This window comes from Alistipes sp. UBA1686, assembly GCF_002320215.1.
Taxonomy (GTDB): Bacteria; Bacteroidota; Bacteroidia; order Bacteroidales; family Rikenellaceae; genus Alistipes; species Alistipes onderdonkii.
In genome coordinates this window covers 37,493-56,347 of record NZ_DCKA01000018.1, presented here as the reverse complement: position 1 = coordinate 56,347, position 18,855 = coordinate 37,493, and the positions used below count along the sequence as shown (strand labels likewise).

The 18,855-nt window shown below is 62.9% G+C and carries 20 protein-coding genes; 4 read left to right on the top strand and 16 right to left on the bottom strand.

Going from position 1 to position 18,855, the window contains the following annotated elements:
- The first annotated feature begins 120 nt into the window (after positions 1-120).
- The gene (locus B3C38_RS08270) at positions 121-375 is read left to right on the top strand and encodes a hypothetical protein (RefSeq protein ID WP_286726646.1); all 255 of its coding nucleotides are present in this window, start codon (positions 121-123) and stop codon (positions 373-375) included.
- Positions 291-1,616: a BACON domain-containing protein gene (locus tag B3C38_RS08265; protein ID WP_286726644.1), complete on the top strand. Its 1,326-nt coding sequence runs from the start codon at positions 291-293 to the stop codon at positions 1,614-1,616. Before B3C38_RS08270 ends, B3C38_RS08265 begins: the two co-directional genes overlap by 85 nt.
- A gap of 75 nt (positions 1,617-1,691) precedes the next feature.
- Here B3C38_RS08265 and B3C38_RS08260 read toward each other — a convergent pair whose 3' ends face one another.
- The 16 genes from B3C38_RS08260 to B3C38_RS08185 all read right to left on the bottom strand — a co-directional run bounded on the left by B3C38_RS08260 (position 1,692) and on the right by B3C38_RS08185 (position 16,286).
- Positions 1,692-2,237, bottom strand: coding sequence for a KdsC family phosphatase (locus B3C38_RS08260; protein ID WP_018695525.1), 546 nt, complete (start codon positions 2,235-2,237; stop codon positions 1,692-1,694).
- Positions 2,213-2,986 carry a Rossmann-like and DUF2520 domain-containing protein gene (locus B3C38_RS08255; RefSeq protein ID WP_130064534.1) on the bottom strand — a complete coding sequence of 258 codons (774 nt, stop codon included), beginning with the start codon at positions 2,984-2,986 and terminating at the stop codon, positions 2,213-2,215. The genes B3C38_RS08260 and B3C38_RS08255 overlap by 25 nt, the downstream gene beginning before the upstream one ends.
- 18 nt (positions 2,987-3,004) lie before the next feature.
- Positions 3,005-4,309, bottom strand: a complete 1,305-nt coding sequence (locus B3C38_RS08250) for a YihY/virulence factor BrkB family protein (protein WP_117507230.1) — start codon at positions 4,307-4,309, stop codon at positions 3,005-3,007.
- A gap of 88 nt (positions 4,310-4,397) precedes the next feature.
- On the bottom strand, positions 4,398-5,549 hold the full coding sequence (locus B3C38_RS08245) for a THUMP-like domain-containing protein (protein ID WP_022332772.1): 1,152 nt from the start codon (positions 5,547-5,549) through the stop codon (positions 4,398-4,400).
- On the bottom strand, positions 5,546-7,024 hold the full coding sequence (locus tag B3C38_RS08240) for a ComEC/Rec2 family competence protein (protein WP_286726642.1): 1,479 nt from the start codon (positions 7,022-7,024) through the stop codon (positions 5,546-5,548). Before B3C38_RS08240 ends, B3C38_RS08245 begins: the two co-directional genes overlap by 4 nt.
- 137 nt (positions 7,025-7,161) lie before the next feature.
- Positions 7,162-7,581 (bottom strand): structural protein P5, encoded by a 420-nt coding sequence (locus tag B3C38_RS08235; RefSeq protein WP_286726640.1) that lies wholly within the window; start codon positions 7,579-7,581, stop codon positions 7,162-7,164.
- Positions 7,574-7,999, bottom strand: coding sequence for a phage holin family protein (locus B3C38_RS08230; protein ID WP_286726638.1), 426 nt, complete (start codon positions 7,997-7,999; stop codon positions 7,574-7,576). The genes B3C38_RS08235 and B3C38_RS08230 overlap by 8 nt, the downstream gene beginning before the upstream one ends.
- Complete coding sequence (locus tag B3C38_RS08225) at positions 7,974-8,447, bottom strand: hypothetical protein (protein ID WP_022332776.1); 474 nt, start codon at positions 8,445-8,447, stop codon at positions 7,974-7,976. Before B3C38_RS08225 ends, B3C38_RS08230 begins: the two co-directional genes overlap by 26 nt.
- A gap of 80 nt (positions 8,448-8,527) precedes the next feature.
- On the bottom strand, positions 8,528-9,757 hold the full coding sequence (locus B3C38_RS08220; RefSeq protein ID WP_286726636.1) for a phage portal protein: 1,230 nt from the start codon (positions 9,755-9,757) through the stop codon (positions 8,528-8,530).
- Positions 9,754-10,251: a hypothetical protein gene (locus B3C38_RS08215; RefSeq protein WP_286726634.1), complete on the bottom strand. Its 498-nt coding sequence runs from the start codon at positions 10,249-10,251 to the stop codon at positions 9,754-9,756. Before B3C38_RS08215 ends, B3C38_RS08220 begins: the two co-directional genes overlap by 4 nt.
- Positions 10,252-10,253: 2 nt before the next feature.
- Positions 10,254-11,234, bottom strand: coding sequence for a hypothetical protein (locus B3C38_RS08210; protein ID WP_149873509.1), 981 nt, complete (start codon positions 11,232-11,234; stop codon positions 10,254-10,256).
- 42 nt (positions 11,235-11,276) lie between these two features.
- Positions 11,277-12,152: a Clp protease ClpP gene (locus B3C38_RS08205; RefSeq protein ID WP_286726629.1), complete on the bottom strand. Its 876-nt coding sequence runs from the start codon at positions 12,150-12,152 to the stop codon at positions 11,277-11,279.
- 3 nt (positions 12,153-12,155) lie between these two features.
- Complete coding sequence (locus tag B3C38_RS08200; RefSeq protein ID WP_276656384.1) at positions 12,156-12,419, bottom strand: hypothetical protein; 264 nt, start codon at positions 12,417-12,419, stop codon at positions 12,156-12,158.
- Positions 12,416-14,776, bottom strand: a complete 2,361-nt coding sequence (locus B3C38_RS08195) for a hypothetical protein (protein WP_286726628.1) — start codon at positions 14,774-14,776, stop codon at positions 12,416-12,418. The genes B3C38_RS08200 and B3C38_RS08195 overlap by 4 nt, the downstream gene beginning before the upstream one ends.
- A complete protein-coding gene (locus B3C38_RS08190) occupies positions 14,767-15,744 on the bottom strand; it encodes a hypothetical protein (protein WP_286726626.1) in 978 nt (325 codons plus the stop codon). Before B3C38_RS08190 ends, B3C38_RS08195 begins: the two co-directional genes overlap by 10 nt.
- 137 nt (positions 15,745-15,881) lie before the next feature.
- Complete coding sequence (locus tag B3C38_RS08185) at positions 15,882-16,286, bottom strand: hypothetical protein (protein WP_286726625.1); 405 nt, start codon at positions 16,284-16,286, stop codon at positions 15,882-15,884.
- Between the two features lie 247 nt (positions 16,287-16,533).
- Here B3C38_RS08185 and B3C38_RS08180 point away from each other — a divergent pair, with 247 nt between their 5' ends.
- Together B3C38_RS08180 and B3C38_RS08175 are read left to right on the top strand one after the other, a co-directional pair.
- Positions 16,534-17,307, top strand: coding sequence for a menaquinone biosynthetic enzyme MqnA/MqnD family protein (locus B3C38_RS08180; protein WP_130064385.1), 774 nt, complete (start codon positions 16,534-16,536; stop codon positions 17,305-17,307).
- Positions 17,308-17,377: 70 nt separating this feature from the next.
- The gene (locus B3C38_RS08175) at positions 17,378-18,361 is read left to right on the top strand and encodes a CorA family divalent cation transporter (protein WP_018695508.1); all 984 of its coding nucleotides are present in this window, start codon (positions 17,378-17,380) and stop codon (positions 18,359-18,361) included.
- Positions 18,362-18,855 lie beyond the last annotated feature (494 nt).

Sequence of the window (18,855 nt, the reverse complement as noted above, 5' to 3'; positions counted from 1 at the left end):
ATGACAAAGCCGCACGGAGACAACCCGTGCGGCTTAAATTTTACTGTTATTTTCCGCGGGAACGCAGTAAAACGGGATTCGCGGCGTTTATATAGACAGTATCATAAAACAATTCGCCTTATGAAAAAATTATTCCGGCTCTTCCTTTGCCTGGCGCTGTTTTCGGGCACCGCGGCGTGCAGTGATGACGAAGCATCGCAGAACCTGATCGTAATCAACGGCGGGGAACATTTCCTGTCGCTCGACGGACTGGCCCGCGCAGGCAAGATTTCCGTGCTGGCTCCCGCCCCGTGGCGTGTGACGAAGGCTCGGGAGACACGTGGTTCACGCTTTCCGCGACCGAGGGCCCTGCGGGATATTCCGAGGTCGAACTGAGCCTCGACGAGAATCCGGGTGCCGCACGCAGCGCCCAGCTCGCCTTTGCATGCGGGGATGCGATCGTACCCTTCCGCCTGTCGCAGGGAGCCCTGTCGGCCGGCTATGACTCCCCCGATTATTATTTCTACGTGACGTTCGGGACGATGCCTACCCTGTATGCGGGCATTCACCTGCTCTCGCACGACAAGCCCAGCTACGTATTCTATTCGCGCTCCAGGACGTTCGACCCGGCGGAGTTCCCGGGGCGTGCCGAGGTTACGACCGCCGCAGACCGAACGGCCGATGCCACGCAGGCCGAAATGGAAGCAATGGCGCGCGAAATGAAGCGCCGTATCCTGGAGATCAACAGCGCCGACCCGACGGCCGTCTTCGGCCTCTATGTGGACGACCTCCGCTGCCGGATCGGTTACGACTGGTTCGTGGCGCAGGGGATCGACTCGGCACGGGTCAAGGTGAGTATGCTTTCCGACGGTACGGGAACTTATAACAATTTCTACAACTACTTCGGCGACGCGGCGACGGCCGAACAGAACTGGGATACCTATGCCGCCGAGGTAGAGGCACTCGACTGGAACCACGGCGGACGTTATCCCGAGACCCGTTCGCTGCCCGAGTTCGAAAGCTATACGTGGCCCTATTACCTTTCTACCCGTCCCGACTACCGGCTGGTGGTGCAGGACGGTTCGCTGCTGGAAAGTTCCTGTCCGTTCATCACCGAAAAGCTCGGGGAGATGGAGATCGAAAGCATCCAGCCTTACGAGATGCTTTCGGCGTTGCTCGAGTCCGCCCGTAAGCGGTTCTACGACATGGCGGGATTCGATTACGACGAATTCGCGGCCCTGTTCGACGCTTCCCCGAAAAAGAACCTGGTCATCATCGGTACCAGCCACGGGAGCGAGGAGAGCGCACGGCAACAGCGCGACTATGTCGCACGGATCGTGGAGCAGTACGGCAAGGGGTATGACATCTTCTTCAAGCCCCACCCCGCCGATACCTCGTCGGCTGGTTACGAGACCGAGTTCCCGGGGTTAACGCTGCTGCCCGGCCAAATGCCGTTCGAGATATTCGTGTGGGCGCTGATCGACCGCGTGGACATGATCGGCGGCTACCCCTCGACGGTGTTCCTGACGGTGCCCCTCGATAAAGTGCGGTTCATCTTCGCCGCGAATTCCGAGAGCATGGCGCGACCGCTCAACATTCTGTTCCGCGACGCGACGGACGTGGAATGGATGCAATAGGTGCCTTTAGGCAGTATATGGAAAAGCCGGGCTTCCTGCGAAGCCCGGCTTTTTCGTGGCCTTTTCGTGGCGGGTTTACCGCGACGCCGCCAGCGACGACGGGGTGACGCCCTCGGAGTTTTTCGCCCAGTCGCCGCGGGCGCGGAGCACTTGTTCGACGATGTCGCGCACGGCCCCTTCGCCGCCCCGGAACTCCGAGACGTAACGCGAAGCCTCGATCACTTCGGCCGCGGCGTCGGCCGGGCAGACCGGGATGCCCACCTCGCGCATGCACTCCAGATCGGGGATGTCGTCGCCCATGTAGATCGCGTGCGCGGGGTCGATGCCCTCGTCGGCGAAATATTCCCGCATGGCCGTGATTTTGTCCATGCAGTCGGTGTAGTAGCGGTTGATACCCAGCATCCGCAGGCGGTTTTCGAGCGTCTTGCCGCGTCCGCCGGTGATGATGCAGACCTTGTAGCCCATCTTGACGGCGTAGCCCAGCGCATAGCCGTCCTTGGCATTGTAGCGGCGGATGAAATCGCCGTCGAGCGTGGGGATGATGCCGCCGTCGGTCATCACGCCGTCCACGTCGAAGATAAACGCCTCGGTGCGGGCTATATCTTCTTTGAAATTTCCCATATGTTGTTACTTATTATCGAGTAGATGTTTTCGAGTCGGGGGGCGGCGGCGAGCAGTGCACGGTGGCGTGCCATCGTGGGCAGGTCGTTGCGCACGGCGGGGCCTGTCTGCACGTCGGCCGGGGAGGCGGCGTCGAGTGCCTTGGCGGCGGTCTCGGCCAGGAGCGGTTTGAGAACGTCGAAGGGCAGGCCCGCGCTGCGGACGATGCCTTCGCCGACGGCGTACATGTGGTTGACGAAGTTGCAGGCGAAAACCGCCGCGAGGTGCACCTTGGCGCGGCAGGCCGAGTCGGCCCACACCACCGTGTGCGAAAGACGGCGGGCGAAGGCTTCGAGTGCGGGACGCAGGGGGGAGTCGTCGGTTTCGAGGAAGAGGGGGATTTGCGAAAAATCCACGCTGCGCCCTTTGGTGAAGGTTTGCAGCGGATAGAAGACTGCGCGGCGTGCATGGGCGGGAAGCGCATCGAGCGGCACGCTCCCCGCGGTGTGGGCGACGACGGCTCCTGCTGGCAGGGGCAGCGCCGTGGCTACCTCCCCGACGGCCTTGTCGCTCACCGAGATCAGGTATATGTCCGCGTCGGCCAGCCGTGCCGGGTCTGCCGTCCACTGCGTTCCGGCGAGTGCGGCGACAGCCTCCCCCCGTGCGGCGTTGCGGGCGAACAACTGTACCAGTTGCAGGCCGCTTCGGGCGACGGCCTGTGCCAATGCTTCGGCAAGGTTTCCGCTGCCGACGATCACTACGCGTTCCAAAGGTCTCTCCATATCGTTTTACAGTAAATCCACCAGCCGGACGTTGTCCTGCGATTTGCGGGCGGTCTCTTTGAGCGCTTCCAGTTCCTGATCGATGCGGGTCAGTTCGGCGCTCTGGGTCAGGTCGACGGTCGTTTGCCCTGATTTTTCGACCGCTTCGAGTATGCCGTAAACGGTCATCGACTGGGGGTCGTGCGCCGGGGCGAAGGCCACTTCGCGCTCGCCGTCGCCCGAGGGCACGGCGATCAGTTGTCCGGCCTGTACGAGCTGGTAAAGGATGTCGTTGACGATGCGCGTGGGCAGATCCAGTTGTGCCCGGATCTCGTCGGCCGGGGTGGCGCCGCCCTGGCCGCGGAAGCGCCGCACGACCGTGAGCATCACGGCCAGCAGGATCTTGCGCCGCTGGTCGTAGCTGATGAGCAGCGATTCGCGCTCTTCGCCGAAACGGGCGATGTTCTGGTAGGCGAACGACAATTCGCCGCCGAACAGCAGGATCTGCCACGAGGTCTGGAGCCAGATGAGCAACAGCGGCAGCGCTGCGAAACTGCCGTAGATGGCGTTGTAGGAGGTCATCCACCGCTGGATGTAGAGATAACCCCACTGGAAAAGCAGGAAAAGCGTGCCGGCGACGATGCCCGCCATCAGGGCGCTCCTGAATTTGACCTTCGTATTGGGGATGATGATATACAGGATGGTGAACATGATCCAGATGATGACCATTGAAGCCAGGTGCGAGAGCAGGGTGAAATACCAACTGCCGTCGAAGCCCAGCATCTGCTGGGCGTAGCTGCCGACGGCATTGGCGACGATCCACAACACAGGGACGATCATCACCACGGCGATGTAGTCGGTATACTGGCGGGTGAGGCTGCGTTCGACCTTGACCTCCCAGATGTTGTTGAAGGCGCTTTCGATCGAGCCGAAGACCCGGATCACCGCCCAGAAGAGCATGACCAGCGCCACGGCGGCCACCACGCCGCCCTGCGTACGGGCAAGCGCCTTTTCGGCGAACGTGACGATGTAGTCTACGATCTCGGGGTTCTGCGGGAAGAGGGCGTAGAGGTTTTCCACCAGCCCGTCGGCCAGCCCGAAGCCCTTGACGACGGCGAAGACCACCGCGACGATCGGTACCAGTGACATCAGCGTGTAGAACGTGAGTGCCGCGCTGCGGACGATGGTGCCGTGTTCGAGCAGGCCCCGCGCCGTGTAGAACAGCAGCCGGTATTGCTGCACGAGCCAGCGGATCACCGGGTTGCGCCATTCGCGGATGTCGCGCCGGAAGATCGTGTCCGTAAAATAGGTGAATATTTCGCTGATTTTCATAAGCCGTTTCCGTTCCCGTAACCCGGAGGCGCCGTGCCGAGGCCCGTGTGCCGTCGGGGCGGACGCTGTCCCAGTCGTGCAAATATAGCTATTCCAGCCGTACAACCCAAAAACCGCTCCCGATTTTCGTGAAGGCCAGCCGAACGTCGTTGCCGGCATGTACGCCCAGCCGCCGTGCCAGCTCTTCTGCGGCGAACGGGAAATCCCGTTTCATCAACTCCGCGCCGCGGCCTTTGAACGCGCGTTTCAGCCGCCGGGGGTCGTAGGGCTCGATACGTTCGATTGCGAATACTTTGCCAATTATCCCCTCTGGCCGCTCCGCGGCGAAACCGTACCCGTTTTCGCTCCATATGTCGGCTTTGCCGCGCAGGTGCAGCCGTGCCAGCCGCGCTTTCTGCAACGCCACGTCGGGTACCACGAGCCACCGGTAACGATCCGGTTCGAACGCACCCGGGGGCGGGGTTGCGCCGGCTTGGGCGGGCGTTGCCGTGAACGAGCCGCGTCCGAGGGCGGTCGCGGTAATGCCGGGGCCCGTGCCGTCGGCGTAGATGACGACCTCCTTGCATTCGTCGCCCAGCGATACGGCCTCCACGCGGGCTCCGGGGAAGAGCCGCAGTGCCTCGCCGATGTCGAACAGCGGGGAGTTTTTGACGCACAGTCGTCCCGAAGCCCTGCTGATGAGCGGCATTAGGGAGAGTATGTCGGGCGAACAATCCTCGAGCCGTACCATTTTGCGTCCGTCGCCCGAACGGCGGTCGGGGTCGGCATAGACCCAGTCGAAATGCAGTCCGGGCTGTGCGAGGTATGTTTCGGCGGAGGTATTGACGACCTCGATGTTCGCGGCGCCGAGCCGCCGGAAGTTCTCCGCGGCGATGCGGGCGAGCGTCTGGTCGCGTTCGAGTGCCACTACGCGGCGGAAACGGCGCGCCAGGAAAAAGGCGTCGGCGCCCAGTCCGCAGGTGAGGTCGAGGACGGCTCCGCCCGCGATCCGCTTGTGGGCGGAGCAGGCTTCGCTCGAAGCCTGTTCAAACGCCAGCGGCGGCAGGATGCATTGTGCGGAGGCGTATGAGGGGAGTTTCGCCTCCGCCCGCGCGAGGTACTTGACTTGCGTGGCGACCAGCCGGGCGTGGGGTATGTTGCGGTCTAAGGCCACCTCCAGCGGGTCGCGGCCGCGGTTGGCGGCGATGGCCCGCTGCACTTCGTCCGTCAGCAGCAGCGTATATTCCCCGGGGGTTATCATGCCGGCAAATGTACGCTTTTTTTCGGCTCGAAAGACCATGCCGCCAGGGTGGCGAGCAGAAAAAACAGGTAGATGCCTGCCGTCGCCCCGCTGCCGAGGGTGTATTCGGCATATCCGCCCGGGAGCGCCGCGGCAGCTCGGGCCAGCGTGTTGAGTAGGCCGGCCGTGCCCGAAAGCACGGCGTCGAAGGCCGGGGCGAGCCAGTTTACGGGAAGGATCATCCAGACGGTGCCGCCCAGCACGACGATGCTTCCCGCGAGGATCGCCACGGGATTGACGAGCAGCCCCGCCAGCGGGACTGTGCCGAAGGTGTGCGATACGAGGGGTGCCGTGGCGATGCCCGCCACGAGGCTGATGACGAGGGCGTCCGTGAGCAGGTTGAGCGCCCGCCGGCGGGTATGGAGCAGTCGGCAGAGCGGCACGCCCCAGACGAGGATGGCCGCGACGGCGATGAACGAGAGCTGGAAACTGATGTCGCCCAGCCAGGCGGGGTTCCACAGCAGCATCCCGAAGCCGGCGGCCGCCAGTGCGTTGAGTGCGACGTACTCCGAAGCCGAGGCCAGGGCGAACTGGAGCATCGTGCACATCACGGCCGCCCGCACGGCGCTGGGCGGGAATCCGGCCGCCGCGACGAACAGCCAGATGCAGACCGTTGCGAGCAGGTTGCGCACCAAGTGCCCGCGGTGCAGCAGCGGCAGCCACCACAGCATGAGGTTGATCAGCGCGAAGACGATCCCCGTGTGCAGTCCCGAGACGGCCAGCAGGTGCGACAGCCCGCTGCGCGAATAGGCCGTGCGCAACTCCTGCGTGATGCCGCTCCGGTCGCCCGTGACCATGGCGCGGCAGACGGCACCCGCGTCGCCCCGCATCCCGATCCGTTGCATCCGCTCGACGGCGTGCAGGTGCAGGGCGCTGCTCCGTCCGGGCAGGCGCTCGATGAGGGTGCGCTCCGACAGCCACAACGTTCCGGCGAACCCCCGGCGTGCCATCAGCCGGCGGTAACTTTCCGCTCCGCCGCGAAACGGCCGCACCGAACCCCGGCAGCGGATTCTCTCGCCGGGGTAGAGGGCCGTAAGGCTGTCGGCATAGAGCATTATACGGTCACCCGAGGCGTGCCAGGTTCCGTGTGAAGGGTCGCGCCACGCTACGGCCGTCGCTTCGGCCGAAGTGTAGCGTCCGCGGTCGGAGGGGATACCCTCGACGGTAAGTTCGTAAGTCGTGTATATACCGCGGGGCAGCGTGTGCGCCGTGTCGCGGAGCTGCGAGGCGGCGAATCCGGCCGTGAGCAGCATTACGAGTGCGCCGGACTGTGAGTGCAGCAACAGCGCCAGTGTCCCGGACAGCAAAAAAGCCCCTGCGAGGAACCACAGGGGCAGTGTGAAGCAGTCCGCGGCGAGAATCCCCGCGGCGAACGGTGCGACGGCTTTTACCATCGGCATACGGTCGAGTCGTGCGGACAGGGAGGCGGCTTTCATCTCTGCAAATATAGTAAATTCGGATTGTTTCGTGCGATATTCGGGTGGGTGTCCCGGTTTTTGTTGGCTGCCGGCTCTTTGCGGATCCTCGCAACCCGCCTCCGTTTACTGTTTCCTTTCGTCGCCCGCCGGGCGGGTCAGCCGGATGCGGGCTTGTCGCGGACGAACAGTTCCCACCCCAGTTCCACCTCGCCCATATCGGCCGCGGCGCCGTTTTCCACGCGTGAAATAGCGGCTGCCATGCGTAGCATCGTCGTGCGGTCGCGGGTGTCGAGCGGTTGCCCGTCCGGGATTCCGACGGCGTCGGCCACGGCGCGGATGTAGGTTTCGGTGTGGTTTTCCGAAGGCGGCGCCCACCGCGAAATCATGCCCCGGATCGTGTCGAGCCCGTAGCGTATCCGGTAGGTGTCAAGCAGTACGAATATCGCGCGGTAGCCCCATGCAAGGGACTCGAACTGTTTGAACGCCGGGTCGCGTGAGGGGCGCACTTCGCCTTTGTAGCGCACCTTCGACTGCCGGATATTGCCCGGGTTGCAGTTTTGCAGCCCCCTACTCATCGCCCGCCTCCTTTCGGATACGGCGGCGGACATAGCGGCGCAGCCAATGGAACAGCGGTGCATCGGAGAGCTGTGCGGCATTTTCGAGGAACGACCACAGCTCCACGCCGCAGGTGAAGCCCGTGAAGAGCCGGGCCACGTTCAGCTGCATGAAGTCGAGGATACAGCTGTCTATCAGCCAGGCCATGGCGATGGCTGTGACCGTAAGTCCCAGTTTGAGCACCGTGCGCCAGGCCTCGCAGCTTTCGAAATACCAGGTGCGCCCTTTGCGGCGGGCCGCGGCGCGGCTGGCGGCTACGCCCGAGAGGAAGTCGATGCCGATGAATGCCATGGCACATGCCACCAGCGGGCCTATGGGGGCGAACAGGGCGATGAAGCCTGCCGTGAGCCCGCTAACGAGTCTGTATAAGGTTTCCATCGGTCGTGCAGCGTTTGAGGATGTTGTTATCGGAATCGTATTCGGGAAATTCCGCGGCATGTGCTTCGAGGTGTTCCGCAGCGCGGCGCAGGAGCGTGCGGGCCTGGCGGCGCAGGCTGCGTTGCAGTTCGCGCAGCGACTGGGCATCCGCCGGCTGGTAGGAACCCGATTTGGGGGCTACGGTGCCGCACTGTCCGGTGCGGATGTCGAGCCGCGGCTGTACGGCGATGCGGGTGAAGAGCGCTACCGGGGCTGCGAGGTATTCGGCCGTGAAGCCGGCATGGAGGCCTGCGAGCAGTTTTTCGTGGAATGCCCGTCCGATGACGGGCACGATGTAGCGTTGTTCGGCCGCTGCGATGTCGCCTTCGCCGATGGCTTCCGGCGCAAGGTACTCCCCGTCCGTAAAGGCCAATGCGACGGCTTGTGCAGGGGTGATCAGTGTGTTCATGATTGTCGTGGTTGAAATGAGTGTTCGAGTGCCGCCGGAGGCGGCGAACGGCAAGTTTCGAAAGGCCCGGAGAACCGGCCTTATTCTATGCTTCGTATGTTGTATTTCGTGATCTCCGACAGGAACGCCTGTTGGCGCTCGTCGTCGGGGTCGTAATCCAGCCCGTCGGCCTTGCGGGCTTCCCAGACCTTCATGTAGATGGGTTTGGAGCGCGTCGGCGGACGGTTGATGACCTGTAACGACGAGGCGTCTATCCCCAGGATGGACGTGATCGCCTCGCGCACGGGCTCCGTCAGTTCGGCCTGCTCGCCGAGGATGACCGTGTTGAGCGCCACTTCGTACTCGTGCAGGATACGCTCGGCGCTGAATCCCGAGGCGTAGTTCAGTCCGCTCAGCGTCCGGAACCATGAGTGTGCCACGACGATGTCCGACACGGCCTGTTCGTGCAGCGCCTGCCAGTCGCCTTCGTTCTGCGACGCGATGGGGATGAAGCGCGAATTGTCGCCCTCGCCGCCGTCGCGGATGACGAACATCACCTGCCCGGGGTTGCCTGCGAATTTCTGTTCGGCCAGCCGTACGATGCGCTCGGCTTCGGATTCGTTGTCCACGGTGCTGTCGAGCATCATCACCCCCGAGAGCTGGAACGAGTTGTCGAGCCGCGAGATGTTCCATTTGTCGGTCTTGTAGGCGATGGCCGAGACGTTGAACCCGGCGATATAGGGCGGTACGCCGTAGTGTTCGAACATCGGTTCGTAGTCCTTGTAGTGGATCACGGCCCGCAGCGTGCTGTCCTCCTGCCGTTCGAAGGCCGGGTAGAGGGGCAGCGTCCGTGCCTCGGCGGCGTTGAAGGCCGCCCAGTCGTGGTGCAGGAGGATGTGCGCCGAATCGCGGGCCACACGGCAGCGCGAAGCGTCCTGGTGGTGGAACGCGAGGAACGAGTGTTCCGCGTCGGTCACTATTTCGAGGAAGGCGTTGCCGAACAGGGCCTTGTCGAAGGCTAGCTTGTTGAGCACCTGCCGCAGGCTCTCCCCGTCGCCGTTCACACGTCGGATGAAGGCTGCGAGCAGGGGTTCATGCCCCTCGTCGCAGGAGAACCCCTTGCCCGAGATGTAGTCGGCCTTGTCGTTGATGATGCGGCGGTGCGTGACCGAACGCCGGGCCATCAGCGCCAGGGCATTGGGAAAGAGATTGTCGTCACCCCAGCGCCAGAACTTGTCGCTTTGGACGCTCCCCGCGCCCGATGTGATATATGGGTCGTCCGCACGGTTGGCGACCGCTACGGCCGGCTTGAATTTCTGTTTTCTGCTCATGCTTCTTGTTCTTTGAGCTCGGCGGCCGGGTCTGTGTCCTCGCTCGCAAGCGTCAGGACGGCCGGTGTGCCGTCGAGGGGTTTGATGCCCGACTCCATGGCGAAGGAGCCCAGGCGCAGGGGTTGCGAGGTGCCGAAACGTGCCGACCATCCCGCCAGCAGCCGCTCGCCCGAGGCCATCGTGACCAGGGCTATGAGCCCTTCGGTCTCGGCCGCACGGCGGAGTGCCGGGGTGAAAGCCTCACGGAACGCCTCGCGGCCCACGACCAGCGTGAGCGTGTGGCGCACGCGCTGCGGCCCGGCGTCGGTGTCGAGCCGTTCGGCATAGGACGAGCGTTGTTCGGCGAGCGGCAGGGCGGTGAGCTGCGTCGCGTCACGGAAAATCGCTTCGGCGCGCCCGTCCGCCGCCACCGCCGCCCGCAGGAGGTTTCCTGCGGGGGTGACCGTGACGGCTGCGACGCCCCCAGCCGGTTTGCGGGGTGTGGAGGCTGCCATCGTTATGCCGGGTTGTAGGCGTAGGTCATCAGCGTCTCGTCGAGCACGTCGCACCCGGCCATGAAGACGGCACGCTGGCGGTTTTCCATCAGGTCGGGGTTGTACCACATGCGCACTTCGTTGCCGGGGAAATCGGCCGTGTTGACCGCCAGTACCAGGTTGCGGCGGTCGGTCAGCAGGCAGAACGACTTGTGCAGCGACGTACTGCCGAGGTAGGAACCCAGACGCACGTCCACGAGCGGTATGCCGTGGTAGGCGAGGCTCGGACGGCCTTCGGTGGTCGCCATGTAGGCGGCATCGGCACTCTTGCCGTCGAGGTATTTCTCGAAAGCGTAGTAGATGTCGGACGTGACGAAGAAGGCGAGCTGCCCGTCGGCCTTCATGTCCTTGACACGCTCGTCGGCGTTCATCCAGAGGTCGTCGAGGACGGCGACTACCTTCCCGGGATCGGAGAAATCCTCAGCCTGGCAGATCGAGTTGTAGAACTTCTCCTGCATGGCTCCGGCCTTCACGGTTTTGAGGAACCCGTCGAAGGTGTTGTAACCCGATGCCGCCGAGGTGTCGCCCACCCACATCGTGGCGCGGATGCTTTCGGCGACGGCCTGTTTGAAGAGTGCCGTCTCGGCCTGTTCGAGTTCGGTGCCCGTCAGGTCGTCCATGTTGACGTCGGCGCGTGCGGCGATCTTTTCATAGACCAGCGAGAAATAGTCGGCGGCCGAAAATCCCAGTTCGGCCTTCACGCGTCCCAGGCTGATGGTCTTTTGCAGCTTGGTCGCTGCGTTGCCGCCCGTCCATCCGGCGGCGGAGTATTTCTGGAGGACGTTGCGCTGTCCGTCCCAGAGCTGGATGGTCGTGGGTACGGGCATGTTATAGAGTACCCGTACGCCCAGTTCGCGGGCGGAGTCGCCGCTCAGGATCGGACGGAAAAAGATGGTTTCGAGGTCGGAACCGGTGTACTGTTTTGCACTTTCTAAGAAACTCATGGCTGATTTGTTTTTGGTGTTGGGTTATGTCGTGTGTGAATGTCAGATGCCTTTGAAGCGTTTGGCGTCTTCGGCATAGGCGCGTTGGTTCGCCGTCCGCACCGTATCGCCGTACGAGGGGTCTTCACGCGGTTTGGTGCAGGTGGGCGAGGCGTTCTGCTGCGCCTGCCGTATGGCCGTGGCCGAGCGGCGCAGCAACTCCTGCCGTTCTCCCGCGGTGAGCAGTACATTGCGGTCGGCGGGAAGCTCCTCGCGGCGGTTGAGCCCGATGCCTGCGAGCAGCCGCTCCCAGCCGCGGGCGATATTCCCTGCCAGCGAGGGTGCCGTGCGCTCCCCGTTGTCGGTCACCGTGTCGGCGAGCCCTGCTGCGACGGCCTCTTCGGGCGACAGCCAGCGGCCGTTGCCGTTGTTTTCGGCCATCAGCGCCTCGAACTCCCCGGCCGGGCGGCCGGAACGGGCGGCATAGACCGCGGCGATGCGCGTGTCGGTCTGGCGGAGCAGGTCGAGTTTTCCCGCTATCTCTGCGGCGTTGCCTTCGGCGGCACAGATGGCCGTGTGGATCAGGTAGAGGGCGTTGGCCGAGATTTCGCGGCAGCCGGGCGATGCGGCCTGTGCGATGATCGTCGCCGCCGAGGCCGTGTAACCGTAACAGCGGGTGGTGATGTGCGCATCGAGCGAGCATAGTGCGTCGTGGATCAGGAGTGCGTCGTTGACGTCGCCGCCCGTCGAGCGGATGTCGACCACGATCTGCGGGGCGTCGATCCCGGCGATGCGCCGCACCGTGTCGCGGAACTTCTCGTAGGTTGCGACGCGCGCTTCGGGCTGGTCGAACTGCCACTCTTCCGGTACGCCGATGGTACCTTCGATCTCGATGCGGCAGACGCCGGCGCTGTTTTTGATTTGGATTTCCGATTTCATGTTTCAGGATTTGTACGTGTTGTAATAGTAGCTGCGCACCTTTTCGTAGGAGCAGCAGAATTCGTCGGCCGTGACGTGCATGGCCTCGCAGCGGGGTGCGCCTTCCTCTGCCAGCCGGTCGATCCGTGCCCGTACGGCCCGCTGTTCGCAGGCCCGTAGGTTGACCAGTCCCAATCCGAACAGCCGTTCGACGGCCTGTTCCCCTTCTAGGCCGCCTATTGCGTCGAGCAACACTTCGGCGAGCCGTTTTTCGTGCCGTGTCATCATCCTTCGCTCAAGCGTGTGAAGGTGCATCTGGCCGATGCCGCCTGCGGGTCGTAGCTTTCTATAGCATGGAGCGTGGCGCGGATTTCCTCGCCCCCGGTGTCGAGCCGGAATACCGAACGCAGGTCGGGCATCCCGGTGCCGGGCGTGAAGAGGCTTTCGAATTCGTGCGGCGCGAGCCGCAACGAGAGGGTGATGCGCTGGCAGGTGGCTTCCTGTGCTGCCTGGCGGTCGTAGCGATGGTGCAGGCCGCGGATGCCGTCGCGGTCTTCGAAACAGAGCGTGAAGCCCTCCGTCGCTGCGTCCCCCGTGAAGTGGAATGCCGCGAGCGGGTATTCCGCCAGCCCCGACGGATACCCCCAGCGTTCGCCCGCGGGCAGCGGGTGCAGCCCGGCGAAGCGCACGATACGGGGCGTGAAGTTGGTGCCGTCCTCCTGCACGTCATCCCGGTCGCCGACCTGCATGATCTGCGCCGAGGGGGCGTTGGCATAGTGCCCTGCCTCGCTGAGCGTGGGCCGGAAGAGGGGGTTGCGCAATACTTGGTCGCCCTCTCGTGCGGCATAGGAATCGGTGCGGACGCTCCACTCCCCGAAGGGGCTCCCGGCTCCGGCATTGAAACGGTTCACGGCGCCGTCGCCTTCCTGGTAGCCCCATGTGCGGCTTTCGTGGATTTCGGGGGCGATGTCGGCCAGCACCACAGGCTGCGAGAAATCGCTCCTGTCGCGCCAGTCGGCCGTGGTTCCGCTGCCGAAAAATTCGTCGGCGGGTTCGATGCGTACGGTCTTGGTCTCCTCCTCGGTGTGGAACCTCAGGTTGAAGAGGTGTTGCAGCGCTTCGAGCAGTGCCGACTGCCGGATAGGATGCCGGGCGACGTCGGCGAAAGTGATTGCGGAGCCGTAGCCCGGTGCCGACGAGAACCGCGGTCGGAGTGAACACTCCTTGTGGAGCGTGAGCGACATTCCCTCCTCTGCGCCGTAGAAATAAATCCGGTCGAAGAATTTGGGCGATGCGGGGGCGATGCGTTCCGGGGCGGTTCGTACCCGCAGCTCGACGGTCGTCCGTCCCGATTCGGTGACGTATCCGTCGTACAGCGCCCAGTCGCCCGCATAGCGTACCCAGCGGGTGCCGCTGCGGATGAGCAACACGGGGTCGGCGACGGTGCCCGAGGCCGGGGTCGTGACCTGCGCCGTGCGCGCCGAAAACTCCGTCCAGAGAGCCTCTGCCACTCCATCCTTCGTGTAGGCCAGGCGGTACTGCGCCCCGTCGGTGTGGTCGAACACGATAGCCAGGTAACGGTGCCCGGGAGAGATGTCCGGCCGGCGGTCTTCATATCGGTTCGCCAGCGTGAAGGGCATGTCGGCGCCCGTCCCGAGGTAAACCGAGTCGAATCCCCGGAGCCGCTCACGCGTCAGGATACGGTGGTCGGTGGTGTATTTCAGGTAGTATTCGAAGCCCGCACTCACTTCGGTCGTGGGGGTGAAGACGATGCGCCCCTTGTCGAACCCGAAGCAGTTGCCGTTGTTGCAAAGTTCGGGAATCGGCTCCCCGTCGGTGTCGAGCGTCTGCGGCGTGGCCGTTTCGACGATGTTGCCCACGCTGTTGGCCGTTGTGCTCGGGTTGGCCGACACCCGCCCCAGGTGGTTGCCCTGTGCGGTGGCCGGAGCCAGCCTGCGGGCGTAGAAGCCCATCCGCGCAGCAAGCGCCGCCGTGTCGCGCGACGGGTAGGCACCGCTCATGTAAAGCGAGCGGAACTCCGGACTGCCCGTGAAATTGCTTTCGATGCGGTAGCCGGCCTCTGCGAAGATCGTCTCGACGAGCGTCGCCACGTGCAGGAAGGGATGGTAGTCGTCCGCCGAGAGGATCCTTTCGGCGGGCAGCAGATCCGACGGGCTGTTCTGTTGCGGGTATTCGTCGCGGCGGATCGGGAAAAACTTTACGGGCGAATCGTCCGTCCAGCTGGCCGAGACGGTCGACGGTAGCAGGCGCGCATGATAATCGATGCCCAGGGCGCTGAACATCCGCAGGGCGGCATTTTTCGCCCAGCGGGCACCGCTTTCGCGGATTTCGATCCGGTACCCCTCGCCCGAAGCTTCGAGCAGCCGTACCGTCCCGGCCAGTAACTTCGACCCTTCGGCCGAGAGCACAGCCCTGTGGAGCGAGGCATTGAACCGCCCTGAGGTATGCGGGTCGCGGGCGAATCCCAGAAGCGCCTCGTTACGGGGCGTCGCGGGGAGCGTGAACTCCTGCGACCGGCCTTCCCGTGCGGCTTCCACGTCCGCGAGTTCCGTGGCGGCGTAACCCCCGACGGTGATGGGCTCCCCGGCCAGGTCGCAGGGCTTCGAGTCGATCGTCAGTTCCATGGCATCCCGGTTTTACGTTTGGGACGGATTTCGATTTCGAGGCAGGTCACGGCGCCATGCCGGTGCAGGACGCTCTTTTCCGTAACGATGTCGACCGCCGTGTAGCCGTCGTCCCCCGCCAGCCAGACGTCGGGCGAGGAGAGGACTTCGGAAAGCCCTTCGAGGGCCGTCCGGGGTTCGTAGGCCGACACGAGCACCGTCCGCCGTTCGGTACGGGTTCGGGCGACCAGATGCCCTTCGGCTCCGTATGCCCGTTGCCTGGTTGTTTCGACGGACTCCGACTTTTCGATCGGGAAGGTGTAATGTTCGATCCCTCCCGCGCTGCTGCGCCAGGCCAGCCGCCGGGCTCCGGAGAATGCGGGGATGACCGTGTAGGCGACCGAGCCGCAGGCTCCGGCGTCTACGGTCAGTGTTTCGGCTTCGGGGAAGTCGCGCGTGTCGAGCCGGAAAACATGCAATCCTCCCGTGGCCGTGCGGTAGCTTTCGGCGGTCGTGGTCGTCCCCGATTGTGCCGTGACGGTTACCGTGACGGCTTCGTCCGAGAAGAGCGTCAGTTCGTCGCTCTCGCCGTGCGAGATCAGGCGGACGAGCGGCATCGAGGTCAGCAGGGCGGGTGCCGTTACGTTTGTCCGGCAGGGGAGGAACGTCCGCAGCGGGGAGTGGACGGTCGGGGCCGTCCCGGTTGCCTGTGCCGCTTGGGCCTCGATGTAGGCCGTCACGGTACGCCCGTCTGCCATGCGGAATCCCGTGCTTCCGGTCGTCGGGACGAACGCGACGGTGCGCCGCAGGTAGGGGGCGGCATCGAACGAGGCGGACGTGACTCCGGCGAAGCGTTTGGCGCCGATCAGCGTGCCGTTCCCCGCATCCGCGATGCGCAGGTCGAGGGTGGCGGTTTCCTGCGTGGTGACGGTGTAACGGAGTTCCCCGCTGAGCGGGGCGTACTCCGGCGGAATTTGTGTGAATGTCATTTGGATAGATGTTTGGGGTGTTGTTGCGGCGGATTGCAGGAAGGTGTCCGTCGCCGGCTGCAGCGTGCCGGCGTTTCTGTTGCGTGCCCGTAACCCGGGCTGGGTTGCGGCCGTGCGGACGGCGACGGTACGCCGTGCTAAAACCACGTTACGATGCGGGCGGTGGCGGTTTGCGAAATTTCGCCGTGTGGGGTGAGCGAGAAAGAGCGCGGGCGGACGGAGAGCCCTTCGACGGCGAGGATGCGTTCGTAGAGCGAGAGCTCCGCGAAGATCTCGATCATCTGTGCCTCCATTTCGGCCAGTGCCGTGCGCCGCTCCGCAGGGGAGATGCGTGCTCCGGGACGGAGCAGGTGCAGCGTCATGTCATAGGTAGCCCGTCCGTGAGTGCGCCCTTCGACGGCGTGCAGTTCCGGGGGTGCCAGCCATGCCGCGGGGTAATTCCGCACGGTGTGGCCCATGTCGTCCTCCGGCCCGGTGTAGAAGGTGTAACCCCGTTGTGCCGTGAGCTTTTCCGCCGCACCCTCGAGGTGGGTGCGATTCATTGTTGATAAACAGGTTGAAAGGTTGTTGAAAACGAAAATAACAATTCGTAAACGACTGGCAGTGAGTTCTGTCCTGATGTCGATAACTTGTGCGCTGTGCACCGTGCGGTGTGAATTGTGTGGCAAATATACGACGGCGTATACCCCCTTGTCAAGAGGTGGAAGCACTTTTTCTAAAATTTGTGGAAAAACTCCCGAATTTTGATTACCTTTGCAACATCGAACCAACAGTTTTATACCCTTATGGATGATGGTCATAGTTCCACGTATAGCGGCCGTGTCGTATCTCAATACGATACCGTTCATCTATGGTATCGAGCACGAAGGTAACCTCCGTGCCGAACTGCTGTTGTCTCCGCCTTCCCTGTGTGCAAAGAATTTCGCCGAACACAAAGCCGACATCGCACTGGTGCCGGCCGCAGCCGTGCCGTCGCTGGCGGATGCGCAGGTAGTGACCGAGTACTGCATCGGAGCCGCCGGCCCCGTGCGGACGGTGGTGCTCCTGAGCAACGAGCCGATCGAAAAGGCGCGCCGCGTATTCCTCGATGCCCATTCGCTCACGTCGGTGCAACTGGCCGGCTACCTGCTTGCAAAGCACTGGAAAGTCACCCCCGAATATTATACGCTCGAAGATTATGCGCAGCTGGGACACGCCCTGCCGGGCGATGCCTTCCTGCTGATCGGCGACAAGGTCTTCGACCACGAAGGACGTTTCGCATACTCGTACGACCTGGCCGCCGAGTGGAAAAAGGCTACGCGGCTGCCTTTTGCGTTCGCCGTCTGGGTCGCCCGCAAAGGTACCGACCCCGACTTCACGGAGGGATTGCAGCATGCGCTGACTTTCGGTATCGAACACACCTACGAGGCCATTCTCGAACATGGTTTCGACAACAAACCGTACGATGCGTATGCCTACCTTACGCAGAATATCGACTATATTTTCGACAATCAGAAGCATAAAGCGCTGCAAAAGTTCTGGGACTCGGGTATCAAGGTAACCCCGAGGGCCAATCCCGGCTGAAGAGCTTAGCGGACAGCCGATCCGCCTCTCTGCCGAACAGGATTTTTAACTTTAAGAAGGAGAGCGTTTTATGATTACAATTTACCTCAAGCAGTACAACAAGATTATCCGGAATGCCGATACGAAGCTCTTCGACGAGCTGGGTTACGACGACATTCTGTGGATTGACATGCTCCTGCCGACCATTAAGGAGCAGAAGGCCGTCGAGAATTTTATGGAGATCAGCCTCCAGACCAAACAGCAGGTTGAGGAGATCGAGTCCACGTCGAAATATTCGGAGAACGAGAATGCCATCATCTCCAACTCCAACTTCTTCGTGCCGACGGGCGATACGTTCATCGTCGAACCCGTGTCGTTCATCATCTCCAACGAGGGTGTGCTGGTTTCGGTGCGCAGCGCCGAGTTCCGCACCTTCCGTGAAACGGAAAAACGCCTTCAGATGAACTACCGCAGCTATTCGACGGGCTACCACCTTTTCATTTCGCTGCTCGAGGTGCGCATCGATTTCGACGCCGACCTGGTGGAGCTGATCGCCAAGCAGGTCGCGGCGCTCTCGAAGGACATCAACTCCGAGGACTCGATCGACAAGGCCGTTCTGCACCGCATCAGCGCCCTGCAGGAGAGCACGATGTCGCTGCGCGAGAATATCTTCGACCGCCAGCGCGTGTTGTCGGGCATCCTGCGTTCCGAGCGCTTCCCGAACGATATCTACCCCCGCCTGCAGCTGATGATCAAGGACGTCAACTCGCTGATCAACCATGCCGATTTCAGCTTCCAGCGACTGGACTATATCCAGGACGCCGCGCTGGGTCTTATCAACATCGAGCAGAACGAGATCGTCAAAATTTTCTCCGTGGCCGCGGTGATCTTCATGCCCGCGACGCTCATTGCGTCGATCTATGGCATGAACTTCAAATTCATGCCCGAGTTAGACTGGACGCTGACGCTCGGAAACGGCTGGAACATCCCCCTGGGCTATATCTTTGCCATCGGCCTGATGATCTTCTGCTCGGCGCTGACCATCTGGTATTTCAAATACAAAAAGTGGCTGTAATGCAACTGGCCGAATCGACGTTCTGCAGCTGACAGCCCTCCCCCGCCATGCGGAGCGTCCTCCATGCGCGGCCCGTGTCCTGCGGCTGTTTGCGACACGGCACGCCGTTCCGTATGCGGAATCTCCGCACCCCGCGGATTTGCGGATTTATCCCGCCCTTGTCGGGGGCGGGATTTTTGGTGTCCGGCCGGAGCGCTGTCTCCGTAATCGGTGCGACCGCTTTCCCGGCGGCTTCATGCGGTAGCGCTTCCGGCGTTCCGTGCCTGGTGTTCCATCCCGGTATCCGGCCTTTCCCCTCGGCTCCGGTTCCCTTTTCCGTTTCCGGGGGCACGCTTTTTCTGTCCTTTTCGCCCCTCCCGTTTTCCTCCTCGCGCATCCGTTTTCCGGCGCTCCCCGTTCCACGCTTTCCTGCTCGGGTTTTCTCTTCTTTCTTAAGAAAGAAAGAGAATGTAGCCTTTTCCCCGCAAATTTCGTATATTTGCAAGCTATAAGCT

Bases quoted from the DNA above. Each gene is read 5' to 3' on its own strand.
- B3C38_RS08185 (WP_286726625.1), bottom strand. From the start codon at position 16,286: ATGAATCGCACCCACCTCGAGGGTGCGGCGGAAAAGCTCACGGCACAA.
- B3C38_RS08175 (WP_018695508.1), top strand. From the start codon at position 17,378: ATGATTACAATTTACCTCAAGCAGTACAACAAGATTATCCGGAATGCC.
- B3C38_RS08210 (WP_149873509.1), bottom strand. From the start codon at position 11,234: ATGAGTTTCTTAGAAAGTGCAAAACAGTACACCGGTTCCGACCTCGAA.
- B3C38_RS08225 (WP_022332776.1), bottom strand. From the start codon at position 8,447: ATGAACACACTGATCACCCCTGCACAAGCCGTCGCATTGGCCTTTACG.
- B3C38_RS08195 (WP_286726628.1), bottom strand. From the start codon at position 14,776: ATGGAACTGACGATCGACTCGAAGCCCTGCGACCTGGCCGGGGAGCCC.
- B3C38_RS08250 (WP_117507230.1), bottom strand. From the start codon at position 4,309: ATGAAAATCAGCGAAATATTCACCTATTTTACGGACACGATCTTCCGG.
- B3C38_RS08180 (WP_130064385.1), top strand. From the start codon at position 16,534: ATGATGGTCATAGTTCCACGTATAGCGGCCGTGTCGTATCTCAATACG.
- B3C38_RS08240 (WP_286726642.1), bottom strand. From the start codon at position 7,024: ATGAAAGCCGCCTCCCTGTCCGCACGACTCGACCGTATGCCGATGGTA.
- B3C38_RS08260 (WP_018695525.1), bottom strand. From the start codon at position 2,237: ATGGGAAATTTCAAAGAAGATATAGCCCGCACCGAGGCGTTTATCTTC.
- B3C38_RS08220 (WP_286726636.1), bottom strand. From the start codon at position 9,757: ATGAGCAGAAAACAGAAATTCAAGCCGGCCGTAGCGGTCGCCAACCGT.
- B3C38_RS08200 (WP_276656384.1), bottom strand. From the start codon at position 12,419: ATGATGACACGGCACGAAAAACGGCTCGCCGAAGTGTTGCTCGACGCA.
- B3C38_RS08270 (WP_286726646.1), top strand. From the start codon at position 121: ATGAAAAAATTATTCCGGCTCTTCCTTTGCCTGGCGCTGTTTTCGGGC.
- B3C38_RS08245 (WP_022332772.1), bottom strand. From the start codon at position 5,549: ATGATAACCCCCGGGGAATATACGCTGCTGCTGACGGACGAAGTGCAG.
- B3C38_RS08215 (WP_286726634.1), bottom strand. From the start codon at position 10,251: ATGGCAGCCTCCACACCCCGCAAACCGGCTGGGGGCGTCGCAGCCGTC.
- B3C38_RS08230 (WP_286726638.1), bottom strand. From the start codon at position 7,999: ATGGAAACCTTATACAGACTCGTTAGCGGGCTCACGGCAGGCTTCATC.
- B3C38_RS08205 (WP_286726629.1), bottom strand. From the start codon at position 12,152: ATGAAATCGGAAATCCAAATCAAAAACAGCGCCGGCGTCTGCCGCATC.
- B3C38_RS08190 (WP_286726626.1), bottom strand. From the start codon at position 15,744: ATGACATTCACACAAATTCCGCCGGAGTACGCCCCGCTCAGCGGGGAA.
- B3C38_RS08235 (WP_286726640.1), bottom strand. From the start codon at position 7,581: ATGAGTAGGGGGCTGCAAAACTGCAACCCGGGCAATATCCGGCAGTCG.